Annotated in this window: 15 protein-coding genes and 1 riboswitch; of the genes, 7 read left to right on the top strand and 8 right to left on the bottom strand. The window is 38.6% G+C overall.

Annotated features, from left to right (window positions below; translation table 11 throughout):
* Positions 1 to 119: 119 nt before the first annotated feature.
* A complete protein-coding gene (locus A2U94_RS06885) occupies positions 120 to 527 on the bottom strand; it encodes a hypothetical protein (protein ID WP_025908906.1) in 408 nt (135 codons plus the stop codon).
* Positions 528 to 747: 220 nt separating this feature from the next.
* On the opposite strand from A2U94_RS06885, the gene A2U94_RS06880 reads away from it, so the two are divergent.
* Together A2U94_RS06880 and ystJ are read left to right on the top strand one after the other, a co-directional pair.
* Positions 748 to 2091 carry a 2-hydroxycarboxylate transporter family protein gene (locus tag A2U94_RS06880; RefSeq protein WP_062686889.1) on the top strand — a complete coding sequence of 448 codons (1344 nt, stop codon included), beginning with the start codon at positions 748 to 750 and terminating at the stop codon, positions 2089 to 2091.
* A gap of 26 nt (positions 2092 to 2117) precedes the next feature.
* Positions 2118 to 3365, top strand: a complete 1248-nt coding sequence (ystJ, locus tag A2U94_RS06875; protein ID WP_035320327.1) for an NADP-dependent malic enzyme — start codon at positions 2118 to 2120, stop codon at positions 3363 to 3365.
* A gap of 33 nt (positions 3366 to 3398) precedes the next feature.
* On the opposite strand, the gene A2U94_RS06870 is transcribed toward ystJ, so the two are convergent.
* The 5 genes from A2U94_RS06870 to A2U94_RS06850 all read right to left on the bottom strand — a co-directional run bounded on the left by A2U94_RS06870 (position 3399) and on the right by A2U94_RS06850 (position 6591).
* Entirely contained in the window at positions 3399 to 4220 is an 822-nt protein-coding gene (locus A2U94_RS06870; protein ID WP_025908903.1) for a Cof-type HAD-IIB family hydrolase, read from the bottom strand.
* Between the two features lie 164 nt (positions 4221 to 4384).
* Positions 4385 to 4945 (bottom strand): DUF4825 domain-containing protein, encoded by a 561-nt coding sequence (locus A2U94_RS06865; protein ID WP_025908902.1) that lies wholly within the window; start codon positions 4943 to 4945, stop codon positions 4385 to 4387.
* Positions 4946 to 5215: 270 nt separating this feature from the next.
* A complete protein-coding gene (locus A2U94_RS22285; RefSeq protein ID WP_160169872.1) occupies positions 5216 to 5434 on the bottom strand; it encodes a YetF domain-containing protein in 219 nt (72 codons plus the stop codon).
* A complete protein-coding gene (locus tag A2U94_RS06855) occupies positions 5421 to 5900 on the bottom strand; it encodes a DUF421 domain-containing protein (RefSeq protein ID WP_025908900.1) in 480 nt (159 codons plus the stop codon). The genes A2U94_RS22285 and A2U94_RS06855 overlap by 14 nt, the downstream gene beginning before the upstream one ends.
* 106 nt (positions 5901 to 6006) lie before the next feature.
* The gene (locus A2U94_RS06850) at positions 6007 to 6591 is read right to left on the bottom strand and encodes an LOG family protein (protein WP_025908899.1); all 585 of its coding nucleotides are present in this window, start codon (positions 6589 to 6591) and stop codon (positions 6007 to 6009) included.
* A gap of 303 nt (positions 6592 to 6894) precedes the next feature.
* On the opposite strand from A2U94_RS06850, the gene aspA reads away from it, so the two are divergent.
* The 5 genes from aspA (at position 6895) to A2U94_RS06825 (ending at position 12213) form a co-directional block, all read left to right on the top strand.
* Entirely contained in the window at positions 6895 to 8325 is a 1431-nt protein-coding gene (aspA, locus tag A2U94_RS06845) for an aspartate ammonia-lyase (protein WP_025908898.1), read from the top strand.
* A gap of 61 nt (positions 8326 to 8386) precedes the next feature.
* Positions 8387 to 9715 carry an NAD-dependent malic enzyme gene (locus A2U94_RS06840; protein WP_062686890.1) on the top strand — a complete coding sequence of 443 codons (1329 nt, stop codon included), beginning with the start codon at positions 8387 to 8389 and terminating at the stop codon, positions 9713 to 9715.
* A 433-nt stretch (positions 9716 to 10148) separates the two neighbouring features.
* A complete protein-coding gene (locus A2U94_RS06835) occupies positions 10149 to 10631 on the top strand; it encodes a PH domain-containing protein (RefSeq protein ID WP_025908896.1) in 483 nt (160 codons plus the stop codon).
* Positions 10624 to 12024 carry a PH domain-containing protein gene (locus A2U94_RS06830; RefSeq protein ID WP_025908895.1) on the top strand — a complete coding sequence of 467 codons (1401 nt, stop codon included), beginning with the start codon at positions 10624 to 10626 and terminating at the stop codon, positions 12022 to 12024. The genes A2U94_RS06835 and A2U94_RS06830 overlap by 8 nt, the downstream gene beginning before the upstream one ends.
* Before the next feature lie 3 nt (positions 12025 to 12027).
* Positions 12028 to 12213 carry a cysteine-rich CWC family protein gene (locus A2U94_RS06825; RefSeq protein WP_025908894.1) on the top strand — a complete coding sequence of 62 codons (186 nt, stop codon included), beginning with the start codon at positions 12028 to 12030 and terminating at the stop codon, positions 12211 to 12213.
* A 22-nt stretch (positions 12214 to 12235) separates the two neighbouring features.
* Here the strand turns inward: A2U94_RS06825 and A2U94_RS06820 are convergent, their stop codons facing one another.
* Positions 12236 to 13597: a PFL family protein gene (locus A2U94_RS06820; protein WP_025908893.1), complete on the bottom strand. Its 1362-nt coding sequence runs from the start codon at positions 13595 to 13597 to the stop codon at positions 12236 to 12238.
* Between the two features lie 14 nt (positions 13598 to 13611).
* The gene (locus tag A2U94_RS06815; protein ID WP_025908892.1) at positions 13612 to 13884 is read right to left on the bottom strand and encodes an ACT domain-containing protein; all 273 of its coding nucleotides are present in this window, start codon (positions 13882 to 13884) and stop codon (positions 13612 to 13614) included.
* 90 nt (positions 13885 to 13974) lie between these two features.
* Positions 13975 to 14050: riboswitch (glycine riboswitch) on the bottom strand.
* Between the last annotated feature and the right edge of the window lie 29 nt (positions 14051 to 14079).

Here is a 14079-nt window from a genome sequence, read left to right as displayed (position 1 = left end):
CCCCGCGGAAAGCGAGTGGCCGTAGCGCAATGGAACGAACGAGTTGAGACAAACCAAAGAGATGGGAACAACTAGTGTTCGTCTTTTAGAAGCAATCATTTTGTTATGTCCCAAACTCTTTATTTTTTTGATCCAAAGATATTCATAAATGACCTGTAGCTTTGATCATCTTCTTCACCGTTATAAGTGGGAAATTGAAAGAGAGCGTTCATCGTATTCGTTGAGTTTTCAGTTTCAGCAATAATTTGATAGATATGAACGGCTTCGGATGTATAACCATTAGCATATGCATTTTTTATTTGGTTCAGCGTTAAATGAAGCGAGAAAACTTCTTTACGAAGCTGTACCTTCGTGTGCTCATCAAAATAAAGAAATTTTTCGTAATAAAGATTGGATGCTTCATTAAATACTGCCAATCCATTTTCAAGCTCATTTACGGCAATATGCCTAATCGCTTCATCTTCTAATCGTGTAAACGGCTCTTCAATCATTAGACCTAAAATGATAGCTGTATCAGGTTTGAGCATAACTATTTCCTCCTACTCTCAATTCGTCATTATTATATATGTATGGAAACATTGTTAAAATATTCACTACACTTTTAAGGCTAGCCGAACATGGCTAGCTCTATACATTTTAATCATTTAATTTTTTTAGTTACAAAAGTGCTTTAAAAGTTACAAAACGTATCAAGTTATCTGAACATTAAGTATCATAGACTTTGTAGAAAGACAGGAGGTTAAGGGAATGGGTACAGCTCGTAAATTGGAAACGTTTTCTGAGTATCAACAACCTAAGAAATCAAAAGGGCTATGGGCCAAAATTAACGATGTAAAAGTAGGTGTACTTCCGCTCCCACTTTACGTTGTGTTAGCGCTAATTGTTTACGGAGCATCTGTTTATAATCAGCTTCCACCCGATATGATCGGTGGATTTGCAGTTATTATGGTAATGGGGATTTTACTTGGAGACTTGGGTATGAAAATTCCTATCTTAAAAGATATCGGTGGACCCGCAATATTAGCATTGCTTGTTCCATCCATTCTAGTTTTTTATAATTTGATAAACCCTGCTTCTATGGAAGCGGTAACAACATTAATGAAAACATCAAACTTTCTCTATTTTTATATTTCAGTTTTAGTAGCGGGAAGTATCTTGGGAATGAATCGAAAAGTTTTAATTCAAGGCTTTACCAGAATGTTTATTCCACTAGTTGTTGGGACACTGGCATCAGTTGGGGTTGGTCTACTTGTAGGACTACTATTCGGTTATGAAATGAAGCATACTTTCTTCTATATTATTGTCCCAATTATTGGAGGAGGGATCGGTGAAGGTATTCTTCCGCTTTCTCTAGGGTATTCTCAGATTCTAGGTGACTCAGCGGAATCGTTTGTATCACAAATGATACCAGCTGCTGTAATTGGAAACATTGTAGCCGTTATCTGTGCGGGTATGATGAAGCGCTTAGGAGAAAGCAAACCGGAACTTACGGGTAACGGTGTATTAGTTAAAACAGCAGGCGGAGATAAAATGAACGAGGAGACAAACATTGATAAACCTGTCGATTTCTCTTTAATGGGTGCAGGCGTATTAATTGCTTGTTCGTTCTTTATCTTCGGTAGCTTAGCTCATAAATTTTTAGGAATCCCAGGTCCGGTGTTAATGATTGTAGCAGCAACACTAGTCAAATCTTTACAGCTTATGCCGAAAAAGATGGAACAAGGATCTTATCATTTATACAAATTTATTTCATCAAGCTTAACATGGCCACTAATGGTTGGTTTAGGGATTTTATTTATTCCATTAGATGACGTTGTGAAAATTATCACACCTGCTTATATCGTAATTTGTGCATCTGTTGTAATTGCGATGGTAGGAACGGGTTATTTTGTTGGTAAACTATTAAAAATGTATCCGGTTGACGCTGCCATTGTTACAGGTTGCCATAGCGGTCTTGGAGGAACTGGAGATGTTGCCATTTTATCAGCATCAAATCGAATGTCACTTATGCCGTTTGCTCAGGTAGCAACTCGTTTAGGAGGCGCATCGACAGTAATTATTGCAACATTATTAATGAAAGCATTTAGCTAATAAAAGAAGGGACGTTGACAAATAAAATGACATTACGTGAAGAAGCACTTAAAATGCATAAAGAAAAACAAGGAAAGCTTGGAGTACATTCCAAAGTAGAAGTTCAAAGCGCAAAAGATTTAAGCCTTGCTTATTCACCAGGAGTAGCAGAGCCATGTCTTGAAATTGCAGAAGATGCTGAGAAAATCTATGATTATACGATGAAAGGGAATTTGGTTGGCGTTGTTTCAAATGGGACAGCCGTTCTTGGATTAGGTAATATTGGTGCAGGTGCTTCAATGCCAGTTATGGAAGGGAAGGCATTGCTATTCAAGTCATTTGCAAACGTCGATGCATTTCCTATTTGTTTAAATACTGAGGACCCAGACAAGGTAGTTGAAACGGTTAAACTTCTTGAACCTACGTTTGGCGGTATTAACTTAGAGGATATTGCAGCACCTTACTGTTTTGAAATTGAAGAACGCTTAAAACAAGCTTGTAATATCCCAATCTTTCATGATGATCAGCACGGAACGGCAATTGTTACGGCTGCAGGTTTGTTAAATGCGCTACGCTTAGCAAATAAAAAGCTTGAAGATATTAAAGTTGTAGCAAACGGTGCTGGTGCTGCAGGTGTTGCCATTGTAAAACTTCTTTTAAACATGGGTGTGCAAGACGTTATATTATGTGATACAAAAGGAATTATTTATGAAGGACGTCCTGTTGGTATGAATCCATTTAAAGAAGAAATGGCACGCATGACGAACAAAAATCAACAAGAAGGTACCTTAGCGGATGCATTAGTAGATGCAGATGTTTTTGTTGGTGTTTCAGCAGCAGGAGCCGTTACACAAGAAATGATTCGTTCAATGAATGATGATTCAATTATTTTTGCTATGGCAAATCCAGTTCCGGAAATTATGCCAGAAGAAGCGAAAGAAGCAGGAGCTTTAGTGATTGGTACAGGACGTTCAGACTTCCCTAACCAAGTCAATAACGTATTAGCTTTTCCAGGCATTTTCCGCGGTGCACTAGATGTACAAGCAAAAGAAATTAACGAAGAAATGAAAGTAGCTGCAGTGTATGCAATTGCTGGATTAATTGATGAAACAAATATCCATGCTGACTATGTAATTCCAGATCCATTCGATAAGAGAGTCGCAGCTCATGTTGCAGCTGCCGTAGCGAAAGCGGCAATGGATTCAGGGGTGGCAAGGAAACCAATCGATGTGGAAGGTTTACGCAATAAAATGCTTCAAACAAATGAAGTTCCAGAGCTTGTTACAACAAAATGACACATAAAAAAGCCAGCGCCAGCTGGCTTTTCTTTATTTAACGGCTAAACGATTTAAAACAAATTCTTCTACTACCTTCGCAACACCATCGTTCATATTTGTATCTGTTACGTGATTTGCTAACTTTCTAATATCTTCAGGTGCATTTCCCATCGCAACGCCTAAACCCGCAAATTCAATCATGGCTACATCATTATAGCTGTCGCCCATGGCAATTACTTCGTCTCGCGTAATCCCTAGCTTCTGAATAAGAAAATCAAGGCTTGTACCTTTTGTTACTCCAACTTCTGTGAACTCTAAGAAATATGGTTTTGAGCGCATAACGCTTAGCTGTCCATCAAGCTGTTTTTGTAGCTTTTCTTCAACATGAACCAGCTCTTCACTTGGTGCAAGCATCAAGACTTTTACAACAGGATCTTTCACAGCGTCAACGAAGCTAGGTACTAGTTTAATAGGTAAGCCAGTAATATTGCTTTCGATATCCGTAAATTCGTTTTCTACTTCCGTAATAATTTCATCTCCTACATAGGTATGAATCAATACGTTTTCTTGTTTACTCAATGCATCTAATTGATGAACGGTTTCAGGTGATAATGTACTACTAAACAATTCTTCCTTAGTACGCCAATCAATAATTTTTGCTCCGTTAAAGGAGAGGATAAAGCTTCCGTAATCAGCTAGTCGAAGCTCTTCAGCAATATGAATCATGCCATAGGTTGGTCTACCGGAAGCTAGCACAACTTTTACTCCGGCTTCTTGCGCATCCATTAAAGCTTGCTTTGTACGGGGAGAGATTGTATGGTCATCTCGTAAAAGAGTATCATCTAAATCTAGTACAATCATTTTATAGGCCATTTTAATAATTCCTTTCTATGACAATATGTTCATATCGTACTACAAAAGAACAGGTAGTTCAATTTTTGTTCAAGTTACGTGAAAGGAAGTTTCCTAGATCACACACGTAAGGGCAAAAAGGCATATAAAAGCGAAGCAGCTAAAAGATGCTTCGCACAGAGTGATTAGTCTAGTTCTGTAATTGGGTGACGACGAAAAAACTCATTTATTTTATACTCATTGTTATTGTTTTCAACGTTAACGTTTTGAATACCCTTTGAAGCATTTGGTGTAAGCGGATGTCGATAGAATGCTTCTAGTTCTGCACGTGTAATCGTAATGCTTTGAGGAACAACGGTATGAACGTTAAAGTGGACAGAATCAGCATGGTCAATCAACCCAAGCAGTATGGTAGCGTTGTTGAATACGCGTTTTTTAGTAAAATCCGCCGACCAATTGTGTTCAAACTGCCTGCTCGTTTCGGTCGATGCTTGTGTATAATCAACTGAAATATAGGAAGGAGATTTTTGGGTTTGCAACGTTACGTTATGAACATTTTCATGTCCAGGAAGCTCATTAATAACAGAAATAGCATCACGTTGATCTTCATTATATGAATAGTGGTTAGCCTTTAATTTTTCAGCTTCAATCGAATCATTCTTTTGAGAAGCATTATTTATAGCTTGGCATCCAACTAATAGCGTGATAAAAACAAAAAAACAACATAAAAAAGCAGAGTAGCGCATGATAAGTCTCCATTCTTTGCTTGAAAATAACATTGTAATTATATACATCATAAGGATAATTTTACAATAGCTGATAAGAAAAATAATCTAAACCAGAACTTTGTTTACATTGGGAAGTAGAGCGCTTGGGATTATGACCACCTTTTCTAGCTAACAATACATCGAATACTGTAAAAGTTCCTGCTCCAACAATAAATCCCAGAGCAGTCGAGAAAATACCGCTTTTATTGATAGACTCTTGCAAAAATTCACAGGAAGCAGCAGAAATTGTTACGTCGTTTGTTCTTTTTCATACAAATCAATATAGATAAAGCCACTACGGTCAATTTGACCAAGCATAACATCAGAAATGCTGGCGATATTACGAATAGAGAGCTGTTGGTGCACCCAGTCGAGTGTAAAAGAGGACGCAGTTAATTCTTTTTCAACTAGCTTTCCATCTTTAATGAGAAGCCGAGGTAGTCCGCTGCGGCTTTTAACAATGCTCATTGCTTCCATGGTGACAGCTTGGTGACTGCACGCTAAAGCCACCGTTTTGTTCAATAAGGACCGTTTCTACATCTTGAAAAGAAAAGATACTTTGAAGCCTAAGCTGACTAGCAAGCTCTTCGACATTTAAGCGTGCCTTTCTTAAATTTTGTTCAAGAATTCGCCCGTTTTCCATTAAGATAATGGGTTCACCATTGTTTAATAGCCGAAATTTATCAAATTTCATTGAAAGGTAAGAAAATAAAATTTCAAGGACGAGAATGATGACCAAAGCTGGTATATAGTTAGTAAAAGGTTGGTTATGGTCAACCGCGCCCGTAGCAGCAATGGATCCAATGGTGATTCCCACAACAAAGTCACTGAAGTTCATCTTGGATAGCTCTCTTTTTCCCATAATTCTAGTTAAGATAAGCAGAGAAAAATAAGCTAATATTCCTCGTAACAGCAAATCAAAAATGTGCTCCATGACACCATCTCCCTATTCTCTCTTTTTTTAGAGAATGTCCAAAGTGGATAGAAAATATGTAGAAGACAAATAAAAAAAGAGTACAGTAGCGTACTCTTTTTTTGATTTAAGAAGAAGTGTTGTTCCATTTTGTGTAACGAGTGGAAGGAGAAGTGAAGTTCATCATTGATGAAATTAACGATTGCGGGCTGCTTGAAATATTGATAAGCTGAATGGCTGATTCTTGTGAAAAGCCCTCTGTTACAGCATGTTCAACCATACTCATTAACGCATTATAATATCCATTAACATTGAGTAATCCAACTGGTTTTTTATGAATTCCAATCTGTGCCCAACAAAGTGCTTCAAACAATTCTTCAAACGTACCGAACCCTCCTGGAAGAGCGATGTAGCCGTCAGATAAATCGTGCATGGTGGCTTTTCTCTCATGCATGCTGCTTACTTCAATTAATTCCGTGAGGGCGGTATGAACAATTTCACCGCTAAATAGTCCTTTTGGCATAATGCCAACTACGTGACCACCATGCTTTAACATTTCATTGGCTACTTCACCCATCAGGCCCATTTTTGAGCCCCCGTAAATTAATTTATAATCGTGTTGAGCCATATACGCTCCAAGTTCTACGGCAACGTTTCTATAGTGAGGATGAACACCAGAATTAGATCCAGCAAATACACAAATGGCTTTCATATACAGGTCCTCCTTTTCACAGCGTATAGTCATAACATTTCGTTTATTTATGATAAAACCCTTTTTTATGATAAAAAATAATCGATTAATAGAAATGAGAACAGGTGTTTTTGTTTTGATACTAAAAAAAGTAAAACCTCTTTTGGAGTTACCTTGATTATTAGTATAATTTTCTTTATAATCAAAGCGTATATTAAGTGTTTAATAGAAGGTGTCATACAGCGTAGTACGCTAGTTAAAACAAAAAAGCTGAGAATTAAGCACGCTCACATAAAGATTAACTAATAGAAAGTAGGTCGCAGTATGGCGAAAAAGGAACAGCAAAGTCGTATTGAAAAAGATTTTCTTGGCGAAAAAGAACTTCCAAAAGACGTATATTACGGTGTCCAAACAATGCGCGCAGTTGAAAACTTTCCAATCACTGGATACAAAGTGAACAAAGAGATGATTCGTGCTCTTGCGATGATCAAAAAAGCAGCTGCTATGGCGAATATGGATACAAAACGATTATACGATGGTATTGGAAGCGCTATCGTACAGGCGGCTGACGAAGTGATTGCAGGTCAATGGCATGAATATTTCATTGTAGATCCGATTCAAGGTGGAGCGGGTACGTCAATGAATATGAATATGAACGAAATTATCGCAAACCGAGCGCTAGAACTAATGGGGTATGAAAAAGGTGATTATGTAAAGCTTAGTCCGAACAGTCATGTAAACATGTCACAATCTACGAATGACGTGTTCCCGACGGCTATTCATTTATCAACATTGCGCCTATTAGATGATTTATTAGCAACAATGGACAAGATGGTTGAAGTATTTAAAAAGAAAGCGAAGCAGTTTGATCCAATTATTAAAATGGGAAGAACACATCTTCAAGATGCAGTACCTATTCGTTTAGGACAAGAATTTGCTGCATATAGCCGTGTTTTAGAGCGAGATATTAAACGTATAAGCCAGTCTCGCCAACACTTATATGAAGTGAATATGGGAGCAACAGCGGTAGGAACAGGTTTAAATGCTGATCCGAAATATATCGAGAACGTTGTGAAATATCTAGCAGAAATTAGTGGACTACCATTATATGGCGCTGAGCACCTTGTGGATGCAACGCAAAATACAGACGCTTATACCGAAGTATCTGCTGCTTTAAAAGTGTGTATGATGAATATGTCTAAAATTGCAAACGACTTACGCTTAATGGCTTCAGGTCCACGGGCAGGCTTAGCAGAAATTAGCCTTCCTGCTCGTCAGCCGGGATCTTCTATTATGCCTGGAAAAGTAAATCCAGTAATGCCAGAGCTGATTAACCAAGTAGCATTCCAAGTTATTGGAAATGATACTACCATTTGCTTAGCTTCAGAAGCAGGACAGCTTGAGTTAAACGTAATGGAGCCTGTGCTTGTCTTTAACCTACTGCAGTCTATTAGCATTATGAACAACGGTTTTGACGCGTTTACAAAATATTGCTTAGAAGGTATTGAAGCAAACGAAGAACGGTTGAAAGAATATGTAGAGAAAAGCGTAGGCGTCATTACTGCTGTTAACCCACATTTAGGTTATGAAGTTGTTTCTCGTATTGCCAGAGAAGCCATTATGACAGGGAAATCTGTACGGGAACTTTGCTTACAATATGACGTATTGACAGAAGAAGAGCTAGATTTAATCTTAAATCCTTATGAAATGACAAATCCAGGTATTGCAGGTAACTCACTTTTTGATCGTCAATAATCGTTAGACAAGTAGACAGACTGATAATTAACACTAAAATGATAAAAATGGAGGAGTCAACATGAGCAATATTATCCGTACTTTAATGATTCAAACACCAAGCGTACCAGGAAATCTAGGACGAGTAGCTACGGCAATTGGTCGCGTAGGTGGCGATATTGGCGAGGTTGAAACAGTTAAGGTAGGCCATAACTATACGCGAAGAAGTATTACTGTACAGGTTGAGAGCGAAGAGCAGCTAGAAGAATTATTAGATGCAGTTCGTAGCTTGGACGGAATTACGCTACACACAGTTTCAGATGAAGTTTTACACGCTCACGAAGGCGGGAAAATTCAAATGAAAAGTAAAATGAAAATTGAAACGTTAGCGGATTTACGACGCGTGTATACACCAGGTGTAGCTAACGTATGTATGGCGATTAAAGAACAGCCGGAAAAAGCAAAAATTTATACAAGCATTAGCAACACTGTAGCTGTTGTAACAGATGGAACAGCAATCTTGGGTTTAGGTAATATTGGACCAGTAGCTGGTATGCCTGTTATGGAAGGTAAAGCAGCTCTTTTTGATCAGCTTACTAATATTAATGCTATTCCTATCTTATTAGATGTAAATAGTCCCGAAGAAATTATTCAAACAGTTAAAAATATTTCACCAGGATTTGGTGGTATCTTGCTTGAAGATATTGGTTCTCCACACTGTTTTGAAGTGGAAGAGCGCTTAAAGAAAGAACTAGACATTCCTGTTATGCATGACGATCAGCATGGAACGGCCGTAGTTACGTTAGCTGCAGCTATCTCAGCTTGTCGCAGTGCAGGTGTTAACTTAAAACAAGCTCGCGTTGGTCAAATTGGCCTTGGGGCAGCTGGTATTGCCATATGCCGCATGCTAATGGCATATGGTGTCGAAAGCGTAGTTGGCGCTGATAAATCTGAAGAAGCAAAAGATCGTCTTCGCTCTTATGGAGGCGAAACAGTTGATAGCTTAGAAGAGCTAATGGAGCAAAGTGATATTGTTATTGCAACAACTGGTGTACCAGGACTTATTAAAAAAGAATGGGTACAAAAGGGACAAATTATTTTGGCTCTATCAAATCCAAAACCTGAAATCGAACAAGAAGATGCGTTAGAAGCTGGTGCAATTTATGCAACAGATGGACGCTCTGTAAACAATGTATTAGGATTCCCAGGTATTTTCCGTGGCGTACTAAACGCTGGTGTTCGTGATATTACTCACAAAATGCTAGTTGCAGCTGCAGAAGCGATTGCAAATTCAACAAAGCCAGGGGATCTAGTGCCTCATCCGCTAAATGTTAATGTACATGAAGCTGTTGCTGAAGCAGTAGAGCGCGCAGCAGTACAAAGTGACGTAAAAAAGAACGTTTATCAATAATGAATAAAAAGAGGCTGGGACATAAGTAATTCAGTCAATGATAAACCTGAACGATTGAGAGTTCCTCACTTTTAATCGTTCAGGTTTTTTGTTGATTGGGAAAACCTAGTTTGGAAACAGGGTGGAATGGAGCGTAGGGCACTCGACTCCTGCGGGAAAGAGAGGGAAAACGGAGATCCCGCAGCATAGCGAGGAAGCTCAGGTTCCTCCCCGCGGAAAGCGAGTGGCCGTAGCGCAATGGAACGAACATGTTGTGACAATGTAAGGAGGTGAGAAAAGGGAGTGTTCGTCTTGTTGAAAATTTGTTTTGGTATGTCCTACTCTCTTTTTGTATACAAATTAGAAAAAATATGAAAAAATACATATTATTGAAACTTTTTGGGCAGCTCAAGCGTATAAGAAGAAAGAATACATGAATTGAGAGGAAATACATATGGAAATTACACATTTACAGGGGAAGCTACCTTCCGAAGCAAAAAGCGCAATGAGAATTCAAGCGCTATTGCCACATATATTGTGGTTAGCAGGAACGATTGGTTATTATGTTCTTGTCTATTTTTTTAATTGGTGGATCTGGATTTTTTGGGTTTCTGGAGCTCTGCTAATCGTTAGCTTTATTGTTTATGTTGTCATCGCTCCGAGCATTTACATGAAAGTGTATTCGTATCAACTAACAGAGACGCATATCGAAGTACAAAAAGGTTTGTTTATCTGGAATCATACAAAAGTGCCGATTGTGAAGGTTCAACATGTGGAAACATCAACGGGGCCAATTTTGCGTAAATACGGTCTGGCTTCAATTAATGTTGTAACAGCTGCAGGATTTCTTGAATTTCCGGCACTACAATCAGAAGACGCAAATAATTTACGCGAAACAATCGCAAAGATGGCAGAGGTGAAGGACGAATATGAATAAAAAGCTGCACCCACTTGCCGTTATTGTTCAAGCTGCAAAGTACATAAAAGACAATATTTTACCATTTGCATTTTTAATCATTCTTCAGCGAGATAAAGTACTGACATACTGGTGGGTTGGTTTAATTATTATAGGTATCAGCTTGTTTTTTGCATTTGTTAAATGGCAAACATTTCGCTACGAAGTTACAGAAAAAGAAATTCGAATTAAAAAAGGAGTCTTTAAAAAAGAAAATAGTTTTATCCAACGAACGCGTATTCAATCGATTCAAATTGATCAGCCTTTTCTGTTTCGCCTAGTTAAACTGGCACGGCTTCGTATTGAAACAGCAGGTGGAACAGGAATGGGTGCAGAAGTCGATTTACCAGGTGTTTTAATGAAAGACGCCCATGAGTTAAAAACAATGCTGCAAGCAGGGGAGTCTTTTTCAGTAGAAGAGAGTCCTGAAAGAAAACAAATCATTAAAACATTAAAGGTGCCCACCAGTCGCTTAGTGATTGCTGCTGCGCTATCGGCGAACTTTGGCTATATCTTTGCTGGACTGGGTGTACTATACGAATACGTGGATGACTTAATCAACCCGTGGATTCAAGATGCTTATGAACAGATTGTTACGCAGTCTATATTAGCTATTATCATATTAGTATTTTTTATTTTATGCATAGCATATATACTTTCTATTATCTTGTACGTAATCCGCTTTGGTAATTTTATGGTGGAGCGCTATGAAAAGCACCTTCAAGTTCAATACGGGCTATTAAACAAAAGCTCGCTTACGATTCCTTTTGAAAAAATTAAGGCGGTTACAGTTGAAGAAGGTTTGCTTCAGCGTTTATTTGGTTGGGGAGCCATTTCGTTAAAAGTCGTAACTTCTGATTTAGAGCAAAAAGTGTATTTACACCCATTTTTAAAACAAAAGGAAATAACGGAGGTTTTTTCAGAGTATCTTCCTACTTATCGTTATCTTGAGTTTAAGCCAAACGTAGTGCGCAATTATGTATGGTATAAGCTATCATATGTCTTCATTACAGCTTGCATTGCAGCAGTAGCAATCAGCTTTTGGAAAGTTCAGCTTGTGTGGGGAGTGGTTGTCATTTTGTTAGCTACTTCGTTGTTAACATGGTTTGGATATCACCAAGGAGGCGTAGCGATGACCCATGAATTTTTAAGTATTCGATCGCAGTTTATTACTCGAAAAACAACGGTTATGCAGCGCAGAAAGATTCAGGATGTAAAGGTGAAAGCAAGCAGCAGGTTTTGGGAAAAAGGATGTCGTCATCTTATTGTATCAACAATGGGTCTTGGTTCTTCCTACGGAGTTGGCTATTTACCGGAGCGCATATGGAAGCCGATCTTTGATAAAGCTACACATTGGGATGTAAAGAAAGAGTGAGTTATGATTAACAGAACCTGTCCACTGTGTGGAAAAAAGAATGGATGTCAGCATGTTTTAAAAGAAGAAGAGTTTACTTGCTGGTGCGCAGAAGAAGAGTTTCCAGATGCGTTAAAAGCAAAATCTAGTCATTCTTGCATTTGCAAATCTTGTCTGCAAGCGTATAAAGAGAGTCAGCGTGAAGAGTAATGATTACGCTGACTCTTTTTACTTAATTAATCAATGCTTGTAGGGGAGCAGGAATTCGTCCACCGCGATTTACTAATCGCTCAGAGCTATAAGGGTTAACACCCATGACTGGAGCTCGTCCTAGAAGACCACCGAATTCTACCATTTCACCTTCACTTTTACCGGGAACAGGGATAACGCGTACTGCGGTTGTTTTTTTGTTAATCATTCCAATTGCCGCTTCATCAGCAATCATTCCTGAAAGCGTAGCAGGACTAACATCTCCTGTTAAAGCAATCATATCTAAACCAACAGAACATACGCAGGTCATCGCTTCAAGTTTTGATAGATTTAGAGAACCGTCGGTAATACCTTTAATCATCCCGTTATCTTCACTGACCGGAATAAAAGCCCCACTTAGACCACCAACGTAAGAGCTAGCCATTGCGCCTCCTTTTTTCACAGCATCGTTCATAAGTGCTAACGCAGCAATTGTACCATGAGTACCCACACGTTCTAACCCAATTTCTTCTAAAATTTCAGCAACGCTGTCGTTAATAGCATTAGTAGGAGCCAGTGATAAATCCATGATGCCAAAGGGAACGTTTAGTCGTTCAGCCACTACGCGTCCAATTAACTCACCAGCGCGCGTAATTTTAAATACCGTCTTTTTAATTACTTCAGATACCTCACCTAAATCAGCATTAGGATGACGTTTTAGTGCATTTAAAACAACACCAGGGCCACTAACACCTACGTTTAAGACCACTTCACCTTCACCTGAGCCGTGAAAAGCCCCGGCCATAAATGGATTATCTTCAACAGGGTTACAGAACACAACCAGCTTGGCGCAAGCAATGCCATCACGATCTTTTGTACGGTTAGCCGCTTCTTTAATAATAACGCCGAGCTGTTTTACAGCATCCATATTAATACCGGTACGAGTGGTGGCTACTGAGATTGAAGAACAAACGCGTTCTGTTACGCTAAGAGCTTCAGGTAACGCGTCTAGCAACGTTTGATCACTCTTTGAAATTCCTTTATGAATAAGAGCTGAGAAGCCTCCGATAAAATCGACACCAACCTGTTGTGCAGCACGGTCTAATGTTTTAGCGAGCGTGATTGTTTGTTCAACCGTTGCATGACCTAAAATCTCTGCGATAGGAGTAATTGAAATACGTTTATTTACAATTGGAATTCCATATTCTTTTTCAACCTGTTCAGCAGTTTCTTTTAATTCACCTGCATATGAAACAATTTTGTTGTAGACATTTTGATTCATTGTTTCAAAGTTAGAATCAGCACAGTCTCTTAAACTGATACCCATTGTTACTGTACGGATATCGAGGTTCTCCATTTGAACCATTCGGATGGTTTCCATCATTTCTGTTAAAGCAATACTCATATTTATTCCTCCTTTTATACGCGATGCATAGCTTGAAACGTTTCTTCAAGCTGCACGTGAATTTTTAAACCAAGCTCTTCGCTAACGTTATTTAAAGAATGTTGTAGCGAGTTTAGTTCAATAGCTGATACATCGACAATCATCATCATCGTAAAGAAATCTTGTAATATTGTCTGACTAATATCGAGGATGTTAACACCTTGATTTGATAAGACAGTTGTGACGCTTGAAATAATCCCTACTTGATCTTGTCCAATTACGCTAACCACAGCGCGCTTTTGTTGCATAATAATCACCTCAAAAATAATATAGAAAATAAAAAAAGAGATTGGAAGAATCCAATCTCGAATAGGTCATCGAATAACATACGTATGTATCGTTACTCTTCTGTCCTTTTGCCTGAGATTGTGAATCCTTCGGCGCCGCCTAAGCGGTCTCTCCAGAAGCTGCTCCTGTTGTAGTGTTATCCACAACAATCATTG

The organism is Bacillus sp. VT 712 (assembly GCF_001614195.1).
In the GTDB taxonomy this organism is placed as follows: domain Bacteria; phylum Bacillota; class Bacilli; order Bacillales; family Bacillaceae_H; genus Priestia; species Priestia flexa.
Note: the sequence above shows the minus strand (reverse complement) of the source record. Positions and strands in the feature narration are given on the sequence as shown.

Excerpts from the sequence above, each read along its gene's own strand:
- A2U94_RS22285 (WP_160169872.1), bottom strand. The coding sequence starts at position 5,434 with ATGAGCATTGTTAAAAGCCGCAGCGGACTACCTCGGCTTCTCATTAAA.
- A2U94_RS06815 (WP_025908892.1), bottom strand. The coding sequence starts at position 13,884 with ATGCAACAAAAGCGCGCTGTGGTTAGCGTAATTGGACAAGATCAAGTA.
- A2U94_RS06885 (WP_025908906.1), bottom strand. The coding sequence starts at position 527 with ATGCTCAAACCTGATACAGCTATCATTTTAGGTCTAATGATTGAAGAG.
- ystJ (WP_035320327.1), top strand. The coding sequence starts at position 2,118 with ATGACATTACGTGAAGAAGCACTTAAAATGCATAAAGAAAAACAAGGA.
- A2U94_RS06830 (WP_025908895.1), top strand. The coding sequence starts at position 10,624 with ATGAATAAAAAGCTGCACCCACTTGCCGTTATTGTTCAAGCTGCAAAG.
- A2U94_RS06865 (WP_025908902.1), bottom strand. The coding sequence starts at position 4,945 with ATGCGCTACTCTGCTTTTTTATGTTGTTTTTTTGTTTTTATCACGCTA.
- A2U94_RS06835 (WP_025908896.1), top strand. The coding sequence starts at position 10,149 with ATGGAAATTACACATTTACAGGGGAAGCTACCTTCCGAAGCAAAAAGC.
- A2U94_RS06855 (WP_025908900.1), bottom strand. The coding sequence starts at position 5,900 with ATGGAGCACATTTTTGATTTGCTGTTACGAGGAATATTAGCTTATTTT.
- A2U94_RS06825 (WP_025908894.1), top strand. The coding sequence starts at position 12,028 with ATGATTAACAGAACCTGTCCACTGTGTGGAAAAAAGAATGGATGTCAG.
- A2U94_RS06870 (WP_025908903.1), bottom strand. The coding sequence starts at position 4,220 with ATGGCCTATAAAATGATTGTACTAGATTTAGATGATACTCTTTTACGA.
- A2U94_RS06880 (WP_062686889.1), top strand. The coding sequence starts at position 748 with ATGGGTACAGCTCGTAAATTGGAAACGTTTTCTGAGTATCAACAACCT.
- A2U94_RS06820 (WP_025908893.1), bottom strand. The coding sequence starts at position 13,597 with ATGAGTATTGCTTTAACAGAAATGATGGAAACCATCCGAATGGTTCAA.
- A2U94_RS06850 (WP_025908899.1), bottom strand. The coding sequence starts at position 6,591 with ATGAAAGCCATTTGTGTATTTGCTGGATCTAATTCTGGTGTTCATCCT.
- A2U94_RS06840 (WP_062686890.1), top strand. The coding sequence starts at position 8,387 with ATGAGCAATATTATCCGTACTTTAATGATTCAAACACCAAGCGTACCA.
- aspA (WP_025908898.1), top strand. The coding sequence starts at position 6,895 with ATGGCGAAAAAGGAACAGCAAAGTCGTATTGAAAAAGATTTTCTTGGC.